At 72.4% G+C, this 18,664-nt stretch carries 22 protein-coding genes; 13 read left to right on the forward strand and 9 right to left on the reverse strand.

Going from position 1 to position 18,664, the window contains the following annotated elements; all coding sequences use genetic code 11:
* The first annotated feature begins 83 nt into the window (after window positions 1–83).
* Window positions 84–725 (forward strand): cysteine hydrolase, encoded by a 642-nt coding sequence (locus ACIA8D_RS35015; protein WP_399238284.1) that lies wholly within the window; start codon window positions 84–86, stop codon window positions 723–725.
* 15 nt (window positions 726–740) lie between these two features.
* Here ACIA8D_RS35015 and ACIA8D_RS35020 read toward each other — a convergent pair whose 3' ends face one another.
* Window positions 741–1,199, reverse strand: a complete 459-nt coding sequence (locus tag ACIA8D_RS35020) for a Rieske (2Fe-2S) protein (protein ID WP_399238285.1) — start codon at window positions 1,197–1,199, stop codon at window positions 741–743.
* A 130-nt stretch (window positions 1,200–1,329) separates the two neighbouring features.
* Between ACIA8D_RS35020 and ACIA8D_RS35025 the strand changes: the two genes are divergently transcribed.
* The 7 genes from ACIA8D_RS35025 (at window position 1,330) to ACIA8D_RS35055 (ending at window position 7,453) form a co-directional block, all read left to right on the forward strand.
* Window positions 1,330–2,139: a HipA family kinase gene (locus ACIA8D_RS35025; RefSeq protein WP_399238286.1), complete on the forward strand. Its 810-nt coding sequence runs from the start codon at window positions 1,330–1,332 to the stop codon at window positions 2,137–2,139.
* Window positions 2,136–2,531: a DUF3037 domain-containing protein gene (locus ACIA8D_RS35030; protein ID WP_399238288.1), complete on the forward strand. Its 396-nt coding sequence runs from the start codon at window positions 2,136–2,138 to the stop codon at window positions 2,529–2,531. Before ACIA8D_RS35025 ends, ACIA8D_RS35030 begins: the two co-directional genes overlap by 4 nt.
* A 167-nt stretch (window positions 2,532–2,698) precedes the next feature.
* Window positions 2,699–3,460 carry a 3-oxoacyl-ACP reductase FabG gene (gene fabG, locus ACIA8D_RS35035; protein ID WP_399238289.1) on the forward strand — a complete coding sequence of 254 codons (762 nt, stop codon included), beginning with the start codon at window positions 2,699–2,701 and terminating at the stop codon, window positions 3,458–3,460.
* 17 nt (window positions 3,461–3,477) lie between these two features.
* Complete coding sequence (locus ACIA8D_RS35040) at window positions 3,478–4,245, forward strand: SDR family oxidoreductase (protein ID WP_399238290.1); 768 nt, start codon at window positions 3,478–3,480, stop codon at window positions 4,243–4,245.
* Window positions 4,246–4,465: 220 nt separating this feature from the next.
* A complete protein-coding gene (locus ACIA8D_RS35045) occupies window positions 4,466–5,995 on the forward strand; it encodes an ABC transporter substrate-binding protein (protein WP_399238292.1) in 1,530 nt (509 codons plus the stop codon).
* Between the two features lie 103 nt (window positions 5,996–6,098).
* The gene (gene ung / locus ACIA8D_RS35050) at window positions 6,099–6,782 is read left to right on the forward strand and encodes a uracil-DNA glycosylase (protein ID WP_399238293.1); all 684 of its coding nucleotides are present in this window, start codon (window positions 6,099–6,101) and stop codon (window positions 6,780–6,782) included.
* 119 nt (window positions 6,783–6,901) lie between these two features.
* A complete protein-coding gene (locus ACIA8D_RS35055) occupies window positions 6,902–7,453 on the forward strand; it encodes a hypothetical protein (RefSeq protein WP_399238294.1) in 552 nt (183 codons plus the stop codon).
* Between the two features lie 27 nt (window positions 7,454–7,480).
* On the opposite strand, the gene ACIA8D_RS35060 is transcribed toward ACIA8D_RS35055, so the two are convergent.
* Together ACIA8D_RS35060 and ACIA8D_RS35065 are read right to left on the reverse strand one after the other, a co-directional pair.
* Window positions 7,481–7,966 carry a hypothetical protein gene (locus ACIA8D_RS35060; RefSeq protein ID WP_399238295.1) on the reverse strand — a complete coding sequence of 162 codons (486 nt, stop codon included), beginning with the start codon at window positions 7,964–7,966 and terminating at the stop codon, window positions 7,481–7,483.
* Between the two features lie 151 nt (window positions 7,967–8,117).
* The gene (locus tag ACIA8D_RS35065; protein ID WP_399238296.1) at window positions 8,118–8,723 is read right to left on the reverse strand and encodes a TetR/AcrR family transcriptional regulator; all 606 of its coding nucleotides are present in this window, start codon (window positions 8,721–8,723) and stop codon (window positions 8,118–8,120) included.
* A 96-nt stretch (window positions 8,724–8,819) separates the two neighbouring features.
* Between ACIA8D_RS35065 and ACIA8D_RS35070 the strand changes: the two genes are divergently transcribed.
* Both ACIA8D_RS35070 and ACIA8D_RS35075 read left to right on the forward strand, forming a co-directional pair.
* Window positions 8,820–10,106 carry an FAD-dependent monooxygenase gene (locus tag ACIA8D_RS35070; RefSeq protein WP_399238297.1) on the forward strand — a complete coding sequence of 429 codons (1,287 nt, stop codon included), beginning with the start codon at window positions 8,820–8,822 and terminating at the stop codon, window positions 10,104–10,106.
* Window positions 10,103–11,005, forward strand: a complete 903-nt coding sequence (locus tag ACIA8D_RS35075; RefSeq protein ID WP_399238298.1) for a Gfo/Idh/MocA family protein — start codon at window positions 10,103–10,105, stop codon at window positions 11,003–11,005. Before ACIA8D_RS35070 ends, ACIA8D_RS35075 begins: the two co-directional genes overlap by 4 nt.
* Window position 11,006: 1 nt before the next feature.
* Here ACIA8D_RS35075 and lnt read toward each other — a convergent pair whose 3' ends face one another.
* The gene (lnt, locus tag ACIA8D_RS35080; protein WP_399238300.1) at window positions 11,007–12,599 is read right to left on the reverse strand and encodes an apolipoprotein N-acyltransferase; all 1,593 of its coding nucleotides are present in this window, start codon (window positions 12,597–12,599) and stop codon (window positions 11,007–11,009) included.
* Window positions 12,600–12,698: 99 nt separating this feature from the next.
* Window positions 12,699–13,175, reverse strand: coding sequence for a nuclear transport factor 2 family protein (locus tag ACIA8D_RS35085; protein ID WP_399238301.1), 477 nt, complete (start codon window positions 13,173–13,175; stop codon window positions 12,699–12,701).
* A gap of 100 nt (window positions 13,176–13,275) precedes the next feature.
* Here ACIA8D_RS35085 and ACIA8D_RS35090 point away from each other — a divergent pair, with 100 nt between their 5' ends.
* Window positions 13,276–13,944: a maleylpyruvate isomerase N-terminal domain-containing protein gene (locus ACIA8D_RS35090; protein WP_399238302.1), complete on the forward strand. Its 669-nt coding sequence runs from the start codon at window positions 13,276–13,278 to the stop codon at window positions 13,942–13,944.
* Between the two features lie 69 nt (window positions 13,945–14,013).
* Window positions 14,014–14,754 (forward strand): SDR family oxidoreductase, encoded by a 741-nt coding sequence (locus ACIA8D_RS35095; RefSeq protein ID WP_399238303.1) that lies wholly within the window; start codon window positions 14,014–14,016, stop codon window positions 14,752–14,754.
* 48 nt (window positions 14,755–14,802) lie between these two features.
* Here ACIA8D_RS35095 and ACIA8D_RS35100 read toward each other — a convergent pair whose 3' ends face one another.
* Together ACIA8D_RS35100 and ACIA8D_RS35105 are read right to left on the reverse strand one after the other, a co-directional pair.
* On the reverse strand, window positions 14,803–14,976 hold the full coding sequence (locus tag ACIA8D_RS35100) for a hypothetical protein (protein ID WP_399238304.1): 174 nt from the start codon (window positions 14,974–14,976) through the stop codon (window positions 14,803–14,805).
* Between the two features lie 99 nt (window positions 14,977–15,075).
* Complete coding sequence (locus tag ACIA8D_RS35105) at window positions 15,076–15,927, reverse strand: helix-turn-helix transcriptional regulator (protein ID WP_399238305.1); 852 nt, start codon at window positions 15,925–15,927, stop codon at window positions 15,076–15,078.
* Between the two features lie 101 nt (window positions 15,928–16,028).
* Between ACIA8D_RS35105 and ACIA8D_RS35110 the strand changes: the two genes are divergently transcribed.
* Entirely contained in the window at window positions 16,029–16,736 is a 708-nt protein-coding gene (locus tag ACIA8D_RS35110; RefSeq protein ID WP_399238306.1) for an SDR family NAD(P)-dependent oxidoreductase, read from the forward strand.
* 4 nt (window positions 16,737–16,740) lie between these two features.
* Here the strand turns inward: ACIA8D_RS35110 and ACIA8D_RS35115 are convergent, their stop codons facing one another.
* Both ACIA8D_RS35115 and ACIA8D_RS35120 read right to left on the reverse strand, forming a co-directional pair.
* Window positions 16,741–17,673 carry an NADP-dependent oxidoreductase gene (locus ACIA8D_RS35115; RefSeq protein WP_399238308.1) on the reverse strand — a complete coding sequence of 311 codons (933 nt, stop codon included), beginning with the start codon at window positions 17,671–17,673 and terminating at the stop codon, window positions 16,741–16,743.
* Between the two features lie 82 nt (window positions 17,674–17,755).
* Complete coding sequence (locus tag ACIA8D_RS35120) at window positions 17,756–18,631, reverse strand: undecaprenyl-diphosphate phosphatase (RefSeq protein ID WP_399238310.1); 876 nt, start codon at window positions 18,629–18,631, stop codon at window positions 17,756–17,758.
* Between the last annotated feature and the right edge of the window lie 33 nt (window positions 18,632–18,664).

The raw sequence follows: 18,664 nt of genomic DNA on the forward strand, positions 1-18,664 counted from the left end.
TGTGCACGCAATGGTGGCTACCCTCCAGCAGCCCGCAAAGCAGCTCGGCAAGCAGCCGGGAACCCGACAGGCAGGGGGCGGTCGTGCCGTCGAACGAGAAGCGCAGGAAACTCGCCGAGCTGCTCGACCCGGCGAGCACGGTACTGCTGACCGTCGAGTGTCAGCAGGGCGTCGTCGGCGCGGACAGCGCACTGCCCGAACTCGCCGAGGAGGCGCGGTCGTCCGGCGCCCTCGACAACGTGGCGCGGCTGGTGGCGGCGGCCCACGAGAGCGGGGTCCAGGTCCTGCACGCGGTGGCCGAGCGGCGCCCGGACGGCCGCGGGGCCAGCCGCAACGCCCGCCTCTTCCGCGCGACCGAACGCCTGCCCGTGAAGCAGCTCTCCGGAACCGACGCCGTTCGCGTCGCCCCGCCCGTCGAGGTCGCGGACGAGGACCTCGTCGTACGCCGGCTGCACGGGCTCTCCCCGATCGCCGGCACCGACGTGGACCCGCTGCTGCGCAACCTCGGTTGCCGGACGCTCGTCGTCACGGGTGTCTCCGCCAACATCGCCGTCCCGAACGCCGTGTTCGACGCGGTGAACCTCGGGTACACGGTGGTCGTGCCCCGGGACGCCGTCGCGGGGGTGCCCGCCGACTACACCCCCGCGATGATCGACAACACGCTCGCCCTGGTCGCCACTGTGACGGCGACGCCGGACGTGCTCGACGCGTGGAAGCGCCGATAGCCCGCGGACCGCGCGCTACGCGAGCTCGATCGAGTCGCCGCTGACCTTGAGCTGCCGCTCCTCCAGGGGCTGCGTGGCCGGCGGATGCGCCACACTGCCGTCCTTGATGGAGAACTTGCTGCCGTGGCACGGGCAGTCGATGGTGCCGTCGGTCACCTTGTTCACCTTGCAGCCCTGGTGCGTGCAGACGTTGGTGAACGCCTTGAACTCGCCGGACTTGGGCTGCGTCACCACTACTCCCGCGTCGGCGAAGATCTTTCCGCCGCCCTCCGGGATGTCCGAGGTCTTGGCGATCGCCTGGCCTTTCTTCTCACCGCCGCCCGAGGACGCGTTGCCCGCGGGCTGCGACGTGCCGTCGTCCGAGCTGCCGCACGCGCTCAGCGCCGCGGCGATCCCGGCGGCGCCGACCGCCGTGACGACGGTGCGGCGCGACGGAACGTGGCTCGTGGGTGCGGGCTCCTGCGAAGCGGTCATGAGGTGAAGGTCCCTTCATGGGTGGGTCGGGTCGGTCGAGGGGACGTGCTGGATCCCGTGGGGGTTTTCCTGAGGTACGTACGGTGATCCCTGGACGTTCAACGCCATCCTGATCTCATAACCTGGGCGCATGCTCACCGAAGTCACCGTGACCCGCTATGTCACCCCATTGAGGGAAGGCGGCTCGCTGCCGGGTCTCGTCGAGGGCGACGACCACGCCCCGTACGTCATGAAGTTCACCGGCGCGGGCCAGGGCCGCAAGACGCTCGTCGCCGAAGTGATCTGCGGCCGGTTGGCGCGCGCGCTCGGGTTTCGCGTGCCGGGGCTCGCCGCGCTGGACCTCGACCCGGTGATCGGCCTCGGCGAGCCCGACCAGGAGGTGCAGGAACTGCTCAAGGGGAGCGGCGGCACCAACCTCGGCATGCGGTTCCTGCCGCGGGCGCTCGGCTTCGACCCCCTCGCGTACGTCGTCGATCCGGTGGAGGCGGGCCGGATCGTCTGGTTCGACGCGCTGATCAACAACGTCGACCGGTCCTGGCGCAACCCCAACATGCTGGTCCAGGGCGGCGAGCTGTGGCTCATCGACCACGGGGCCAGCATGATCTGGCACCACAACTGGCGCGGCGCGCCCGCGTGGGCGGACAAGCCGTACGACGCGAGCGACCACGCCCTCGCTCCGTTCGGGCCCGACATCGAGAAGGCCGCCGCAGAACTCGCGCCGCGCGTCACCGAAGCGCTGATCGCCGAGGCCGCCGCCGACGTGCCGGACGTGTGGCTGACGGACGAGCCCGGATTCGACACCCCCGACGCGGTGCGGCGCGCCTATGTGGAGACGCTGCGCGCGCGTGCCGCCACGATCCACGAACGTGTCACGCTGCCCGCCGGTGGCGTCCGGCCCGCCGGAACCCCCGGCTGGGTGACCGAAGGAGCGAGCCGATGACCGCCCCGACGACCGAGCGCCATGTCTTCGAGTACGCCCTGCTGCGCGTCGTGCCGAGCATCGAGCGCGGGGAGCAGATCAACGCGGGTGTCGTCGTGTACTGCCGCGCCAAGTCCTTCGTCACGGCCCTCACCCACCTCGACGAGAAGCGGTTGCTGGCCCTCGACGCCGAGGCGGACGTGCGGGGCGTGCGCGCCGTCCTCGCCGCCGTCGAGCGGCACTGCCGCGGGGGAGACGACGCGGGGCGGGCCGCCGAGGACGATGCAGGGCGCCGCTACCGCTGGCTCGTCGCGCCGCGCTCGACCGTGGTGCAGCCCGGCCCCGTGCACACCGGCCTGACCGCCGATCCGGCCGCCGAGGCGGAGCGCCTGCTCGACCTGCTGGTGCGCTGAACGCCCAGGTCGGAGCCGTAAGAAGGGTCCTAGTGATCAGTGGCACCTGGTCGGCACGTTGACACCGGGTGCCAGGGCTTCTAGCGTCACACGCACAGGGTACTAAGCGGTTGCTCACCCGTACCGGGTGCGGCGGCCGCACCTCTAGGGCGAGGAGACCGAAGAGCATGTCCACCACTGAGCAGCGCGTAGCGATCGTCACGGGAGCCGCGCGCGGCATCGGCGCCGCCACCGCGATCCGTCTGGCCGAAGAGGGCCGCGCCGTCGCCGTGATCGACCTCGACGAGGCCGCCTGCAAGGACACCGTCGAGGCGATCACCGCCGCCGGTGGCAAGGCGCTCGCCGTCGGCTGCGACGTCTCCGACGAGGCGCAGGTCGAGGCCGCGGTCGCGCGCATCGCCGAGGAGCTCGGCGCCCCCACGATCCTCGTGAACAACGCGGGCGTCCTCCGCGACAACCTGCTGTTCAAGATGAGCGCCACCGACTGGGACACGGTCATGAACGTGCACCTGCGCGGCGCCTTCCTGATGACCAAGTACGTCCAGAAGCACATGGTGGACGCGAAGTTCGGCCGCGTCGTGAACCTGTCCTCGTCCTCGGCGCTCGGCAACCGCGGCCAGGTCAACTACTCGGCAGCCAAGGCCGGTCTGCAGGGCTTCACGAAGACCCTCGCCAAGGAGCTCGGCAAGTTCGGCGTCACCGCCAACTCCGTCGCCCCGGGCTTCATCGTCACCGAGATGACCAAGGCCACGGCCGAGCGCGTCGGCATGGGCTTCGAGGACTTCCAGGCCGCCGCCGCGACCCAGATCCCGGTGCAGCGCGTGGGCCGCCCGGAGGACATCGCCAACGCCATCGCCTTCTTCACCGGTGAGGCGGCCGGCTTCGTCTCGGGCCAGGTCATGTACGTGGCCGGCGGCCCGCTCAACTGAGGCCGGGGGCAACGGACATGACCACTTCTGAACTCCCGGAGCTCTCCGGCAGGGTCGCGCTCGTCACGGGCGCGAGCCGCGGCATCGGCTACGGCGTCGCCGAGGCCCTGATCGCGCGCGGCGACCGCGTGTGCATCACGGGGCGCGGTGAGGACGCCCTCAAGGAGGCCGTCGAGCAGCTCGGCTCCGACCGCGCGATCTACGTGGCGGGCAAGGCGCACGACGAGGCCCACCAGGCCGCCGCCGTCGAGCGCACCATGGAGGCGTTCGGCCGCGTCGACTTCCTCGTCAACAACGCCGGTACGAACCCGGTGTTCGGCCCGATCGCCGACCTCGACCTGAACGTGGCGCGCAAGGTCTTCGAGACCAACGTCGTCTCCGCGCTCGGCTTCGCGCAGCAGACGTGGAAGGCGTGGCAGAAGGAGAACGGCGGCGCGATCGTCAACATCGCGTCCGTGGCGGGCGTCTCCGCCTCGCCGTTCATCGGCGCGTACGGGGTCAGCAAGGCCGCCATGGTCAACCTGACGCTCCAGCTCGCGCACGAGTTCGCGCCGCAGGTGCGGGTCAACTCGATCGCCCCGGCGGTCGTGAAGACCAAGTTCGCCGAGGCCCTGTACGAGGGCCGGGAGGCCGAGGTCGCGGCCACGTACCCGATGGGCCGGCTCGGTGTGCCGGAGGACATCGGGGGCGCCGCGGCGTTCCTGACCTCCGAGCAGTCCGCCTGGATCACCGGTCAGAACCTCGTCGTGGACGGCGGCAAGTTCCTCAACGCCGGCGTCGAGTAGGTCGCGGGCGGCCGCGGGCCGGTCCGGTCCCGAGGTCAGATTCCGGACGTTGGCCGACAACGTCCGACAAACGTCCTCGCTCGTGAAGTGCCCCGTCGTTTCAACCAGTTGAACCGGCGGGGCGCTGCGATATTGTCGCCCGACCTGGCATGGCTGATCGAGGAGCGAGCGCGTGTTCAACCGGTTCCCTGCCCCTCGCGCGTGGGCGGCATTGGCGTCGATGACCCTGCTCACAGGGTGCGGGCTGATGAATTCGGGCGAGGGTTCCGACGAGCGGCCCATCTCCGTGGGCACCACCAGTGTGCCGAGCACGCTGGATCCCGCGATGTCCTGGGACGGCTCGTGGGAGCTGTTCCGCAACGTCTACCAGACACTGGTGTCGCTGCCGTCGGGCGCCGCCGAACCGCAGGCGGACGCGGCCGAGTGCCGGTTCGAGGACTCCGCCAACCGCGTCTACCACTGCGAACTGCGGGAGGACATGAAGTTCTCCAACGGGGACGCGCTCGACGCGAAGGCCGTCAAGTTCTCCATCGACCGGGTCCGCAAGATCGGCGGGGGCGGCGGACCCGCGGGCCTGCTGGGCAGCCTCGACCGCGTGGAGACGCGTGGCGACCGAGGCGTAACGTTCCACCTCACCAAGCCGGACGCCACCTTCCCGTTCGTGCTCTCCACTCCCGCCATGTCGATCGTCGACCCCTCCGCGTATCCGGCCACGTCCGCGCGCACGGACGGCAAGGTGACCGGTTCGGGGCCGTACGTGCTCAAGTCGTACGCCGACGGCAGCAAGGCCGAACTCGTCCGCAACGACAACTACCAGGGCTTCGCGGAGCGCAAGAACAACGCGGTGACGATCCGCTACTTCAAGACGTCGGCCGCCATGGTCGGCGCCCTCAAGGCGAAGAAGATCGACGCGACGTTCCGCGGTCTCGCCGCCGACGACATCGTGAAGCTCCAGGACAAGCAGAGCGCCAACGGCCTGCAACTCGTCGAGGGCGCGGGCATGGAGATCAGCTACGTGGTCTTCAACCCGAAGGACCCCTGGGCGGGCAAGAGCGCGGTGCGCCGGGCGGTCGCCCAGGTCGTGGACCGCGGTGCCATCGCGGACAAGGTGTACGCGAACACCGTCGAGCCGCTGTACTCGATGGTCCCCAGGGGCCTCGCGGGCCACACCACGGACTACTTCGACGAGTTCGGGGAGCCGAGCCCCGCGAAGGCGGCCCGGATCCTCTCCAAGGCGGGCATCAACGCGCCCGTGCCGCTCACGCTCTGGTACGCCTCCGACCGTTACGGCTCCGCCACCGCGCCCGAATTCGCCGAGATCAAGCGGCAGTTGGAGGCATCGAAGCTCTTCAAGGTGACGCTCAAGAGCCGTCCCTGGAAGTCGTTCGAGCAGGGGTACAAGAAGGGCGAGTACCCGGCGTTCGGGCGCGGCTGGTTCCCCGACTTCCCCGACGCGGACAACTTCATCGCGCCCTTCGTGGGCGAGAAGAACGCCCTGAGCACGCCGTACGTCTCGCCCGAGATCACCGACAAGCTGCTGCCGCTGTCCCGCAAGCAGAAGGACCGCGGCGTCGTGGCGCGGCAGTTCGAGCAGGCCCAGCACATCATGGTGCGCGACGCGCGGCTGCTGCCGCTGTGGCAGGGCAAGCAGTACATCGCGGCGAGCGAGGAGATCTCGGGCGGCGAGCGGGCCCTCGACCCGTCGACGATCATGATGATGTGGGAGCTGCACCGCAAGACGAGCTGGTGAACCGGCCTTCTTGATCCCTCCCGGGTGCGGGCGTCGATTGTCAGTGGGCGCCGGTAGGTTTCTGGGTGTTGAAGCACTTGCCCGTACCCCGGAGGTTGTTGACGTGACCGACACCGCGATGCTGCCCGAGTCCTGGCGCGGCGTCCTCGGCGACGAACTGCAGAAGCCCTACTTCAAGGAGCTGACCGAGTTCGTCGAGGAGGAGCGCGCGAAGGGCCCCGTCTACCCGCCGCGCGAGCAGGTCTTCGCCGCGCTCGACGCGACGCCCTACGACAAGGTCAAGGTGCTCGTCCTCGGCCAGGACCCGTACCACGGCGAGGGCCAGGGGCACGGCCTGTGCTTCTCGGTGCGGCCCGGGGTGAGGACGCCGCCCTCGCTGCGCAACATCTACAAGGAGATGCAGGCCGAGCTCGGCACCCCGATCCCGGACAACGGCTGTCTGATGCCGTGGGCCGAGCAGGGCGTGCTGCTGCTCAACGCGGTGCTGACGGTGCGGGCCGGCGAGGCCAACTCGCACAAGGGCAAGGGCTGGGAGAAGTTCACGGACGCCGTGATCCGCGCGGTGGTGGACCGCCCCGACCCGGCGGTCTTCGTGCTGTGGGGGAACTACGCGCAGAAGAAGCTGCCGCTCATCGACACCGAGCGGCACGCGGTGGTGAAGGGTGCGCACCCCTCGCCGCTGTCGGCGCGGAAGTTCTTCGGCTCGCAGCCGTTCACGCAGATCAACGAGGCGATCGCCGCCCAGGGGCACACACCGATCGACTGGACGGTCCCGGACCTGGGCTGAGCGGGGTCCGGCTCGCGGGGAGCCGCGCCTGAGCTGGATTGTCAGTGCCGCCGGTTAGCGTCGTCGGATCGGACATCGTGGTCGGACGCGCCGGGCGGCCGGGGCTTGGAGGAGACAGAGTGGCACAGCAGCGTGAACAGGCGGCGGACGACGCCATGATGAGCCGCATCGGGCAGGCGGTCATGCTGCACCACGGCGGCGACCGCGAGGAGGCGCAGGGGCGCTTCCTCGGTCTGTGGGCGGAGATCGGGGAGGACGGGGACCCGCTGCACCGCTGCACGCTCGCCCACTACATGGCCGACACCCAGGACGACCCGTCCGACGAGCTGGCCTGGGATCTGCGCGCGCTGTCCGCCGCCGACTCCCTCACCCAGGAGCGGCTCGCCGAGCACGAGTCGTCGCTTGCGCTGCAGGCGTTCTACCCCTCGCTGCATCTCAACCTGGCGGCGGACTACGTGAAGTTGGACCGCCCGGGGGCGGCCCGCAGCCACCTGACGCGGGCCCGCGCGGCGGCGGGCGCGCTGGGGGACGACGGGTACGGGGACGGGGTGCGGGCCGCCCTCACCCGGCTCGAGGAGCGGGTGGCCACGATGGGGGCGGGGCCGACCGAGCCGAGAGAGGGGCACGGGCCCGGCGGGGAGCCGCTGGGGCCGCCGCGGACCGGGTCGTAGGGGCTTTCCGGTGCGGCGTCGGTACGGTCAGCCGCCGTATGTGTCCCGGCAGGCGGCCGCCTGAGGGCTGTCCCGGTCCCAGCCGCCGTAGCGGCGGCCGAGGGCGCAGACATCGGTCCGGGCGGGGGCCTTCGGGGGTTTTCCGGCCTTGTGGTGCTCGGGGGCGCTGCGGGGTTCGGGGACGGTGGTCCGGCGCGGAGCAGGCACGACTTTCGGGGCCGGGGGCGGGGGAGTGGGGGCGTCGGTCCGCTGCGGTTGCCCGGCGGGGCGCTCCGGTGTGCGGTGGGGTGCGGTCGGCTTCATCCGCTCCAGGGCCTCGCGGGCGGGAGCCTGAACGACCGGGCCGTCGGGGTGGCCCTCGGGGTCGGGGCGGGAAGCCGCGGCGGAGGCCGTGGGGGAGGGTGCCTTCGGGGTGGCCGGCGGGCGCACGCTGACGCAGCCGGAGGCGGTGGCTGCGGTGGCGGCGGCCGCCGCGAGCAGCAGGATCGTGGTTGAGCTGGGCGTTCTGGGCACGGGGCCACTGTGTGGGGTGGCGGGGGTGTGGTGGGGGTGATCGGGGGAGGTTTGCCCCGCATGGGTGACGGTGGCTCCGCCGGGGGTGGGAGTGGTGGTTGACGTCGCGGGGCCCTGCCCCGGACCCCGCTGCTCAATCGCCGCAGGGGCTCTATGCGGCCAGCATTCCCCGTAGCAATTCCCCGTAGCCCTCGCGGAGTTCGGGGAGGGTGAGGGGTGTGGTGTGGAAGGCGCCTGCTACGCAGGAGAACATGATGCCCTCCGTCCAGGCCACCAGGGACAGGGTGTGGCGCTCGGGGGAGTGTGAGCCGGCCGAGCGGAGCAGTGTGGTGAGTGGTTCGCGGAACTGGCGGCCCGTTTCGTCGAAGAAGGCGCGCAGCTCGGGTCTGCGGGTCGCCTCCAGGGCCAACTCGTAGCGGCAGACGAGTAGTTGGGGGTGGCGGTCGAGGTAGCGGTGCAGGGCGAGTGCCATGCCGTCGACCAGGGAGGCGAGGCCGCCCGCGGGGTCCGGCAGTTCGTCGACCGAGAGCACCTGTGCCTCGCGCACCGCGAGCCGCCGCACCGCCGTCTCCAGGAGGGCGAGCCGGGTGCGCGCGTGGTTCGACGTCGAGCCCTGGGGCAGCCCCGCCGTCTCGTCGACCGCGCGGTGGGTCAGCCCGCGCATGCCGCGCTCAGCGAGCAGTGTCAGGGCGGCGTCGGCGATCCGGTCGGCCCGGGGGAGGGCGGCTTCGGCGTGTGGGGTGTCGGGGCGGTTCATGGGGGCAATCTACCGCGATCACTACGGCTGTAGTACGGTCGAATCAGGTAGCCACTACAGGTGTAGTGGCCCGTTTCGTACTCCATGGGAGGCGTCATGTCCCGACAGGCCCAGTCCCGTGCCGTGGTCGTCGGAGGCGGGATCGGCGGGCTCACCGCCGCGCTCGCGCTCCGGCTGCGCGGCTGGCAGGTCACCGTTCTGGAGCGGGCGGACGGGCTCAGGCCCGTGGGCGCGGGGATCTCCCTGGCGCCCAACTCCCAGCGTGCCCTCGATGTCGTAGGGATCGGCGCCGAGATCCGTGCCCTGGAGGCGTGGGAGGGCGACGGCGGGCTGCTCACGCCGAAGGGCCGCTGGCTCTCGCGGGCCGACCCGAAGCTCGCGGCCGAGCGCTTCGGCGGCTCCATCGTGCTGCTGCACCGCGCGACCCTGATCGACAAGCTCGCGGGTCGGCTGCCCGCCGACGCCGTGCGCACCGCGTCCGAGGCGCGGCTCGTCGACGCCGGAGACCCGGACGACCCGGCACGCCCGGCGCGCGTCAGCACCCCGGAGGGCGACCTGGAGGCGGAGCTCGTCGTCGGTGCGGACGGCATCAACTCCGCCGTGCGCGGCGCGCTGTTCCCCGAGCACCCCGGCGCCGAGTACACCGGCTTCACCACCTGGCGCGTGCTCGTGCCGCCGCTCGGCCGCCCCTTCACCCAGCACGAGACCTGGGGCCCCGGCCGGCTCTGGGGCACCCACCCCTTCGCCGACGGCACGGTCTACGCGTACGCGGCGGCCATGGCCCCGGCCGGGCAGCGGGCGCCGGGCGGCGACGAGAAGGCGGAACTCCTGCGCCGGTACGGCAGTTGGCACGACCCGATCCCCGCGATCCTCGACGCGGTCGAGCCCGGCCAGGTGCTGCGCCACGACGTCCACCAGATCGCCCGCCCGCTGCCCGCCTACCACCGCGGCCGCGTCGCCCTGCTCGGCGACGCCGCGCACGCCATGGCGCCGACCCTCGGCCAGGGCGGCAACCAGGCCATCGAGGACGCGGTCGTCCTCGCCCATCACGCGGCTCCCGGCGCCCCGCTCGACCTGCCCGGCTACAGCGCCGCACGGCTGCCCCGCACCACGTCGATCGCGCGCAGGGCGATGACCGTCAGCCGCGTCAATCTCACCGCGAACCGGCCCCTGATCGCCCTGCGCAACACCGCGATCCGCGCCGTCGGCGCGCTCGGCCCGGCCTTCCTGCTGCGCGGCATGGACGGCATCGCGGACTGGCGCCCGCCCCAGCGTGAGCCGTATGTCGGTGCTCCCCCGTATGCTGCCCAGACCCGGCCGGGGACCCGTACGGCCCGGACACCGCAGGACAGGACACCGCAGGACAGGAGCACTCAGACGTGAAAGTCGGCGTCATCGGACTCGGCGACATCGCCAAGAAGGCGTACCTGCCCGTGCTCGGCGCGCAGCCCGCGCTCGAACTGCACTTGCAGACGCGGACGCCCGCGACCCTGACCGAGGTCGGGGACCAGCTCCGCGTTCCCGCGCCGCAGCGCCACGCCGACCTCGACGCGCTCCTCGCGCAGGGCCTCGACGCGGCGCTCGTGCACGCGCCCACCGCCGCCCACCCGGAGATCGTCACGCGGCTCCTGGAGGCGGGCGTCGCGACATACGTCGACAAGCCGCTCTCCTACGAACTCGCCGAGTCCGAGCGGCTCGTGCGGCTCGCCGAGGAGCGCGGCGTCAGCCTGGCCGTCGGCTTCAACCGCCGCTACGCGCCCGGGTACGCGCAGTGCGTCGAGCACCCGCGCGAGCTGATCCTGATGCAGAAGAACCGCGTCGGGCTTCCCGAGGAGCCGCGCACGATGGTCCTCGACGACTTCATCCACGTCGTCGACACGCTGCGTTTCCTCGCGCCGGGCCCGGTCGAGGACGTGACCGTGCGGGCGCGCGTCGCGGACGGTCTGCTGGAGCATGTCGTCCTCCAGCTCGCGGGCGACGGCTTCACCGCGCTCGGCGTCATGAACCGGCTGAGCGGCTCCACCGAGGAGATCCTCGAGGTGTCCGGGCAGGACTCCAAGCGGCAGGTGCTGAACCTCTCCGATGTGGTCGACCACAAGGGGCAGCCCACGGTTCGCCGGCGCGGGGACTGGGTGCCGGTCGCTCGCCAGCGGGGCATCGAGCAGGCTGTTCTCGCGTTTCTGGACGCTGTGCGGGCGGGCAAGGTGGTGAGCGCGCGTGACGCGCTCGCCACGCATGAGCTGTGCGAGCAGGTTGTGCGTGAGGTGCTGCGGCAGGTGTGATTCAGCGGGGCTCGAACGTACCGTTCAGGCCGCGACGGCGTTGCGGACTCGGGGCGCTGCCCCGGACACCGCTGCTCAATCGCCGCAGGGGCTTGAGTGCCGCCAGTACCACCAGCGCCGTGACCGACGCATGCACCGGCCAGTCGCCGTACCGTACGTACAGCGTGGTGCCGCGAGCCGTCGGCACGTCGTAGACGCGGGCCGCGCTCGCCGACGTGCCGAGCCAGGCGCCGGTGCGCGCCCCGTCCGGGCCGTACACCGCGGACACCCCGGTCAGCGTCGCGTGCACCATCGGGCGGCCCGTCTCGGCGGCCCGCACCGCCGCGAGCGAGGCGTGCTGCTCGGGCGCCCAACTGTGCTGGAACGTCGACGTCGAGGACTGCGCGAGCAGCACCTGCGCCCCGTCCTGCGTCAGCTTCCGCGTCATGTCGGGGAACGCCGACTCGAAGCAGACCAGCGGCCCGACCCGCAGCGTCCGCTCGCCGTGGCGCACGTCCATCACGACCTGCCGCGTGCCCCGCATCCGGTCCTCGCCCGCCGCCTTGCCGACCGAGGTGGCCCAGCCGAGCAGCGAGCGCGCGGGCACGTACTCGCCGAAGGGGACGAGCCGCATCTTGTCGTAGTGGTCGCCCGTGAGACCGTTCCCGCCGACCAGCACGGAACTCTTGTATATGCCCTGGCCGGAGCCGTCCGCGGCGCGGCGCCGCGCGTCGACGTTGACGAGGATCTCCGCGTCCACCTCGCGGGAGAGCGCGGCGAGGCGGCGGGCCAGGTCGGGGCGGCGCGGCAGGTCGTAGCCGACGCTGCTCTCGCCCCAGACCACGAGGTCCACGTCCCGGTTCGCCAGCTGCCGGGTCAGCGCCACCTGCCGGTCGAAGCGGGCCCCGATGCTGCCGATGCCGTCGACCACGCCCGGCTGCACCACCGCGATCCGGGACCGCCCCTCCGGCTCCGGCTTCGGCGCCCACGCCCAGGCGGCCCCGGTGACCGTGACCGTCGCGACGAGGCCCGCCACCGCCGGAGCGCGGGCACCGCGGGCGACGATCAGGAGCGTCACGCCGGTGTTCACCGCCACCACGAGCAGGCTCAGCAGCCAGACACCGCCCACCGACGCGAGCCGCAGCGCGGGCGTCACCTGCCACTGGCTGGAGCCGAGCAGCCCCCACGGTCCGCCCAACCCCTGCCAGGAACGGACCAGTTCGACCATCAGCCATGCCGAAGGGACGGCGAGGAGCGCGGTCGCTGCCTGCCCGGGCGTCGGCCGGCCGTGCAGGAGGTGGTGCAGCAGCCGACCCCACGGCGCCCACAGCGCGCCGAGCAGCGCCGCGAGGACGAGCGTGAACACATGCAGGCTCGGCAGCAGCCAGTGGTGCACCGCGAGCATGAACCCGAGCCCGCCGAGCCAGCCGTCGAGCGCCGCCCGGCGCGGCGTGCCGGCCGAGCGCGCGAGCAGCATCCACGGCACGAGGGCGACGTACGCGAACCACCACAGGGCGGGGGCCGGGAACGCGAGCGCGGGCAGGGCGCCCGAGCTGACCGCCGCGGCGCCGCGCCACCACCGTGACCCGTCGAGCCGCTGCCGCCATCGCTCCATGCGCCGCGCCTCCCGACTCGTACTCGTACGACCATCGCCCAGCGCTCTCCAGTGTGCGCGCCGCCGACGATCAACGACAGTGGGCGGAGGGGGAGCGGGTCAGCTGCCGGCCCCGACCTTCTGGGGGACGCGGCGCCACTTCTCGTAGACGGTGACGCGGTGCAATCGCCAGCCGCCGGCCGTCCGTACCAGGTCGAAGGCGTAGCGGCCGCCGCAGATGAAGTCGGGGGCCTGCGAGTCGCCGTCGCCCGCGAAGCGCATCGGGTTGAAGTAGTCGGCCCGGACCCGGCCGGTGTCGCCGATGTCGCGGTCGACGGTGTCGAAGCGCACCCGCCGGTTCACGATCAGGTGCTGGCGCATCGGGAACAGCTCCATGGTCTTGGACAGCCACTGCGTGATCTCCTCGGCGCTGCCCTCCACCCCTCCCGCCTCCCGGTAGTCGGCGCGGCCCTCCGGTTCGAACAGGGCGCGGTACGCCGCCCAGTCGCCGTCGTCCACGGCCGCGGCGTAGTCGGTCACCAACTCGTCGACGGCGAGCCGGTCGAGGACGGTCGCGAGTTCCACACGCTGCGTCATCGGCTCAGTCTCGGGCCCCGCGCGCACGGAGCCAAGAGGCGTGCGCCGCCGGGTCGAAAACTCCTGGGGAGCGCGGGGCGTGTGCTGTTACGGTCGCGCCATGTCAGCTGATCCGAACACGCAACTCCCGGCCGGGACACCAGGACCCGTCACGGCGGACGACGTAGCGCGGGCCGTCGAGCTCGCGGTCGCCGCGCTGCGGGCCGTCCCCGACGCGGACTGGAACGCCCCGGCGGGCTCGCTGGAGTGGACGTGCTGGGAGACCGGCGAGCACCTCGCCGACGACCTCTTCTTCTACGCCGCGCAGATCGGCTCGCTGCGTCCCCTGGCGGACGACCACGTGCGCTGGGGCTACAGCAGGCGCCGCCCCGACGGGCCGGACAACACGATCACGGTCGACATCGACGCGGGCCCGGCCGCCATGCTCGGGGCGCTGGAGGCGGGCGGCGGCATCCTCGCCGCGGTGGTGCGCACGACCCCGCCGACCGCCCGCGGACACCACGTGTTCGGGGCCTCCGACCCCGAGGGCTTCGCCGCGATGGGCGTCGTCGAGACGTTGGTGCACGCGCACGACCTCGCGCTCGGGCTCGGTGTCGACTTCACGCCACCGGCCGATCTGTGTGCGCGCACGCTGCACCGTCTCTTCCCCGACGTCCCCGGTGACACCGAGCCGTGGGCGACGCTGCTGTGGGCCACGGGCCGGGGCGAACTGGTGGGCAGGGAACGGCGCGGGAAGTGGCGCTGGTACGGTGCGCCCGGCGCGACATGATCTTCGTCCGCGTGGCCACCTCCCGGCCTGCCCGGTCGGGGGGCCCGCACTTCTGACCAGGAGGCCCGCTTGAACCGCCCCATCACGCTCGTCACCGGCGGCAGCCGGGGCATCGGCGCCGCCACGTCCGTGCGTCTCGCCCGCGACGGGCACGATGTCGCGCTGTCCTTCGTGAGCGACAAGGACGCCGCCGAGCGCACCGCGGAGGCCGTGCGCGCCGAGGGGGCCCGGTGCGTCGTCGTGCGGGCCGACACCTCACAAGAGGCCGATGTGGAGCGCCTCTTCGACGAGGCGGCCGACCGGCTCGGGCCGCTCACCGGCCTGGTGAACAACGCGGGCGTCACCGCTCCGGTCGGCCCGTTCGCCGAGGCGCGCACCGAGGACTTCCGCCGCGTCCTCGACGTCAACGTCCTCGGGGTCCTGATGTGCTGCCGCCGCGCCGCGCGCGACATGACGGCGGCGGGCGCGGGCGCCATCGTGAACGTGTCCTCCGGAGCCGCCACCCTCGGGAGCCCCGGCCAGTACGTGCACTACGCCGCGTCCAAGGCGGCCGTGGACACGATCACCCTCGGCCTCGCCAAGGAGCTCGGCCCGGTGGGCGTGCGGGTCAACGGCGTCGCGCCCGGCATCGTCGACACCGAGATCCACGCGACGAGCGGTACGCCCGACATCGCCCGGGAAGCGGCGCCCGGCATCCCGCTGCGGCGCCCGGGGGCGGCCGACGAGATCGCGGCGGCGATCGCCTGGCTGCTCTCACCGGACGCGTCGTACGCGACGGGGACCGTGCTGAGGGTGGCCGGGGGCCGCTGAGAGCCGGCGCGGACCGGGTGGTTGGACCGGATGGTTGGACCGAGTGGTTCAGGCCGCCTTCACGACCTCCGCGCGCACCGCGGCCGCCCACTCCGTGACCAGCAGCGCGTACTCGGCGCGCTGCTCGCCGGTGAGCCGGCCTCCTGTGCGCAGCCACAAGCCGCGGATCTGCTCGTTGACTTCCTCGGCAGACCGCTCAGGACCAGAACTGACGGGCGGCATGTGCCAAGGCTACGTTCGGCGCACGCGATTGGGAACCCTGAGCGAGCGGTACTGAGCATCAAGTGACCGATGCTGTAAAGGAGTTGCCGCTGGGCCTGGTCAGGCGCCGACCATGGCCGGCAGCACCGCCGTCGCGAGCAGCGTCAGCCGGTCCGCGTCCGGGGTGCCGGGCTCGGCCGTGTAGAGCATGACGCGCAGGTCGTCGCCCGCGACCGTGAGGATGTCGCAGTCCAGCGTCAGCGGGCCGACCTCCGGGTGGTCGACCGTCTTGCGCGCGGCGGCGTGCCGGCCGACGGCGCCCGAGTCCCACAGCTCGGCGAAGCGCGGGCTGCGCGTGCGGAGTTCGTCGACGAGGGTGTGCAGGCGCGGGTCCAGCGGGTAGCGGCTCGCGGTCGTACGCAGGTCCGACACCAGGGCCGTCTCCACGGCCTGCCGCTCGTCGGGCGTCTGGCGGACCCGGCTGGTCGGCCCGAGGAACGTCCACCACACGCCGTTGCGTCCGTGGCCGCCCCACTCAGGACGCTCGCCGAGCAGCGCCATGTACAGCGGGTTCGCCAGCAGCAGCGTCCACGCCGCGTCGAACACGGCGGCCGGTGTCCCGGGCAGCCGGTCCAGGAGCCGGCGCACACCGGGGGTCAGCCGGGCCGGCACCGTCTCCAGGCCCGGCGGCGCGAGGCCCGCGAGCCGGAAGAGGTGCTCACGCTCGGTGTCCGTGAGCCGCAGTGCGCGGGCCAGCGCCTCCACGACCTGGTCGGAGGGGTGGGTGGCGCGGCCCTGTTCCAGCCGGGTGACGTAGTCCGCCGAGATCCCCGCGAGCAGTGCCAGCTCCTCGCGGCGCAGCCCCGCGGCCCGCCGCGGCCCCACGGAGACGATCCCCGCGGCGCCGGGCGGGACCCGGTCCCGCCAGCGCCGCACCGTGTCACCGAAGTCGCCGAGCTCCGCATGTGCCATGCCACCACTGTGCCCCGTCCGGCCCGGATCTTCCTGGTATCACCGGTCCCAGGAAGACGGGACGGCTGGTCGCGGGGCCGACCCCGGCGCAGCCTGGACGCATGACCACCACACTCATCACCGGCGCCAACAAGGGCCTCGGCCGCGAAACCGCCCGCCGCCTCGTCGAGGCCGGTCACACCGTCTACGTCGGCGCCCGCGACCCCGAGCGCGGCCGCGCCGCCGCGACGGAGCTCGGCGCGCGGCACGTCGTCATCGACGTCACCGACGACGCCTCCGTCGCGGCCGCCGCGAAGACGATCGAGGCCGAGGGCGGCCTCGACGTACTGATCAACAACGCCGGCATCGAGGGCCGCACCGACGGCAACGGCATCGTGCTCCCTGCCGACGAGACCGTGGACACCCTGCGTCCGCTGTTCGAGACGAACGTGTTCGGTACCGTCCGCGTCACGCACGCCTTCCTGCCGCTGCTGCGCCGCTCCGCCGCCCCCGTCGTCGTCAACGTCAGCAGCGGCCTGGCCTCGCTCGCCGGGGCCACCGACCCGGGGAACCCGGCGGCCGCCTACCCCGGCCTCGCCTACCCGGCCTCCAAGACCGCCGTGAACATGCTGACGGTGCAGTACGCGAAGGCGTTTCCGGAGCTCCGGATCAACGCGGTCGAGCCCGGCTTCACCAGGACCGACCTGAACGGCAACACGGGTGTCCAGACCGTCGAGCAGGGCGCCGAGATCATCGTCCGGATGGCGCGGATCGGCGCGGACGGGCCGACCGGCACGTACGTCTCCGCCGAGGGACCGCTGCCCTGGTGATCGCCTAGGGCCTGTCCTGCGGCCGCAGCACGATCTTGCCGTGCGTGTGCCGCTCCTCCAGCTCACGGAACGCGTCGCGCACCTGCTCCAGCGGGTAGCCGCGGGCGATCGGCACCTCCAGCTCTCCGCGCGCGGCCAGCCGGGCCAGCTCGCCGAGCACGACCGCGCTGGCCGCCGCGCCCTCCCCGTACGTCCGGGCGCCGACCCGGCCCGCGACCGCCCAGTCGCGGATGGTGTTGATGCGCTCGGGTCGCACCCCCAACTCCACGGCGAGCTCGACGTATCCGGTGCCGTACGTGTCGATGAACGCGTCGACGCCGCGCTCGCCCGCGGCTTGCAGGATCCGCTCCCGCACCCCGTCCCCGTACGCGAGGGGGAGCACGCCCTTCTCCTTCAGCCAGCCGTGGTTGGGCTCGCTCGCGAGACCGATGACGGTGGCGCCCTTGAGCCGCGCGAGCTGGACGGCGAACGAGCCGACGCCGCCCGCGGCGCCTGACACCACCACCGTGTCGCCCGGGCGCGGGTCCACGGCCCACACACAGGCGTACGCGGTGGCCCCCGCGACGTACAGCGCGCCGGCCACGTCCCAGGGCAGCCCGGCGGGCCGGTGCACGAGGTTCACGTCGTCGACGGCGACGTACTCGGCGTGGCTGGCCCTGCGGTGCGTGAACCCGGCGACCTCGTCACCGATCCCGAAGTCCCTTACGTGCGAGCCGACTTCGACGACGACCCCGGCCAGGTCGCTGCCCTGCCCGGACGGGAACGCGGCGGGCCACCGCTCGTGCAGGAACCCCGTCCGAATGCTCACCTCACCGGGCTGGATCCCGGCCGCCCGCACCTCCACCAGCACCTGGTCGGCCGCCGGTACGGGCCGCGGCACGTCCTCGACCCGCAGCACATCGACCCCGCCGTACTCGTGAAACCGCACCGCTCGCATCGCACGCCCGCCCGTCCCGTCGGATCAACTCGGATGTGGGCCGCAACACTTGGGCCGACCGGTCTCTTCCCGGCGCGCCCCGTCAGCCCGCCGACTGCGCCGCGTGCGGGCTCAGTACGCCCACGCTCACCAGCACGAACAGGGCGATGCCGAGGGCGATGCGGTAGTAGACGAACGGCATGAAGCTGCGCGTCGAGATGAATTTCATGAGCCATGCGATCACCGCGTAGCCGACGCCGAAGGCGATCAGTGTGGCGAACACCGTTGGCCCCCAGGAGACATGGCCGCCCTCGCTCGCGTCCTTCAGCTCGAAGACCCCGGAGGCGAGGACCGCGGGGATCGCCAGGAGGAAGGAGTAGCGGGCCGCGGACTCGCGGGTGTAGCCGAGGAAGAGGCCGCCGCTGATCGTGGCGCCCGACCGGGAGACGCCGGGGACCAGGGCCAGCGCCTGGCACAGGCCGTAGATCAGGCCGTCCTTGACCGACAGGTCCTTGAGCTCCTTGCGCGGCTGCGCCGCCCGGTGCCGGCCGACCGCCTCGTCGCGGGCCGCGAGCCGGTCGGCGATGCCGAGGACGACACCCATCACGATCAGCGTCGTCGCCGTCAGCCGCAGATCGCGGAACGGGCCCTCGATCTGGTCCTTGAACGTCACGCCCAGGACGCCGATCGGGATCGAGCCGACGATCACCAGCCAGCCCATCTGCGCGTCGTGGTCGCCCCGCATCGTCTTGTCGGTGAGGGACCTGAACCACGCGGAGATGATCCGCGCGATGTCCTTGCGGAAGTAGATGACGACCGCCGTCTCGGTGCCGAGCTGGGTGATCGCCGTGAAGGCGGCGCCGGGATCGTGCCAGCCCGCGAACGCGGCCGTGAGACGCAGATGGGCGCTCGACGAGATCGGCAGGAACTCCGTGAGGCCCTGGACGAGCCCGAGAATGAAAGATTCGAACCAGGACATGAGGTGGGTACGCGATCCAGGTGCTCGGCGGAG

Origin of the sequence: Streptomyces sp. NPDC051684 (assembly GCF_044453445.1) — a bacterium.
Classification (GTDB): domain Bacteria; phylum Actinomycetota; class Actinomycetes; order Streptomycetales; family Streptomycetaceae; genus Streptomyces.

What these genes read in the sequence shown, in the direction of transcription:
- ACIA8D_RS35110 (WP_399238306.1), top strand. Translation starts at nt 16,029, where the DNA reads ATGACCACCACACTCATCACCGGCGCCAACAAGGGCCTCGGCCGCGAA.
- ACIA8D_RS35025 (WP_399238286.1), top strand. Translation starts at nt 1,330, where the DNA reads ATGCTCACCGAAGTCACCGTGACCCGCTATGTCACCCCATTGAGGGAA.
- ACIA8D_RS35020 (WP_399238285.1), bottom strand. Translation starts at nt 1,199, where the DNA reads ATGACCGCTTCGCAGGAGCCCGCACCCACGAGCCACGTTCCGTCGCGC.
- ACIA8D_RS35105 (WP_399238305.1), bottom strand. Translation starts at nt 15,927, where the DNA reads ATGGCACATGCGGAGCTCGGCGACTTCGGTGACACGGTGCGGCGCTGG.
- lnt (WP_399238300.1), bottom strand. Translation starts at nt 12,599, where the DNA reads ATGGAGCGATGGCGGCAGCGGCTCGACGGGTCACGGTGGTGGCGCGGC.
- ACIA8D_RS35090 (WP_399238302.1), top strand. Translation starts at nt 13,276, where the DNA reads ATGTCAGCTGATCCGAACACGCAACTCCCGGCCGGGACACCAGGACCC.
- ACIA8D_RS35100 (WP_399238304.1), bottom strand. Translation starts at nt 14,976, where the DNA reads ATGCCGCCCGTCAGTTCTGGTCCTGAGCGGTCTGCCGAGGAAGTCAAC.
- ACIA8D_RS35085 (WP_399238301.1), bottom strand. Translation starts at nt 13,175, where the DNA reads ATGACGCAGCGTGTGGAACTCGCGACCGTCCTCGACCGGCTCGCCGTC.
- ACIA8D_RS35070 (WP_399238297.1), top strand. Translation starts at nt 8,820, where the DNA reads ATGTCCCGACAGGCCCAGTCCCGTGCCGTGGTCGTCGGAGGCGGGATC.
- ACIA8D_RS35040 (WP_399238290.1), top strand. Translation starts at nt 3,478, where the DNA reads ATGACCACTTCTGAACTCCCGGAGCTCTCCGGCAGGGTCGCGCTCGTC.
- fabG (WP_399238289.1), top strand. Translation starts at nt 2,699, where the DNA reads ATGTCCACCACTGAGCAGCGCGTAGCGATCGTCACGGGAGCCGCGCGC.
- ACIA8D_RS35120 (WP_399238310.1), bottom strand. Translation starts at nt 18,631, where the DNA reads ATGTCCTGGTTCGAATCTTTCATTCTCGGGCTCGTCCAGGGCCTCACG.
- ACIA8D_RS35065 (WP_399238296.1), bottom strand. Translation starts at nt 8,723, where the DNA reads ATGAACCGCCCCGACACCCCACACGCCGAAGCCGCCCTCCCCCGGGCC.
- ACIA8D_RS35045 (WP_399238292.1), top strand. Translation starts at nt 4,466, where the DNA reads ATGACCCTGCTCACAGGGTGCGGGCTGATGAATTCGGGCGAGGGTTCC.
- ACIA8D_RS35030 (WP_399238288.1), top strand. Translation starts at nt 2,136, where the DNA reads ATGACCGCCCCGACGACCGAGCGCCATGTCTTCGAGTACGCCCTGCTG.
- ACIA8D_RS35115 (WP_399238308.1), bottom strand. Translation starts at nt 17,673, where the DNA reads ATGCGAGCGGTGCGGTTTCACGAGTACGGCGGGGTCGATGTGCTGCGG.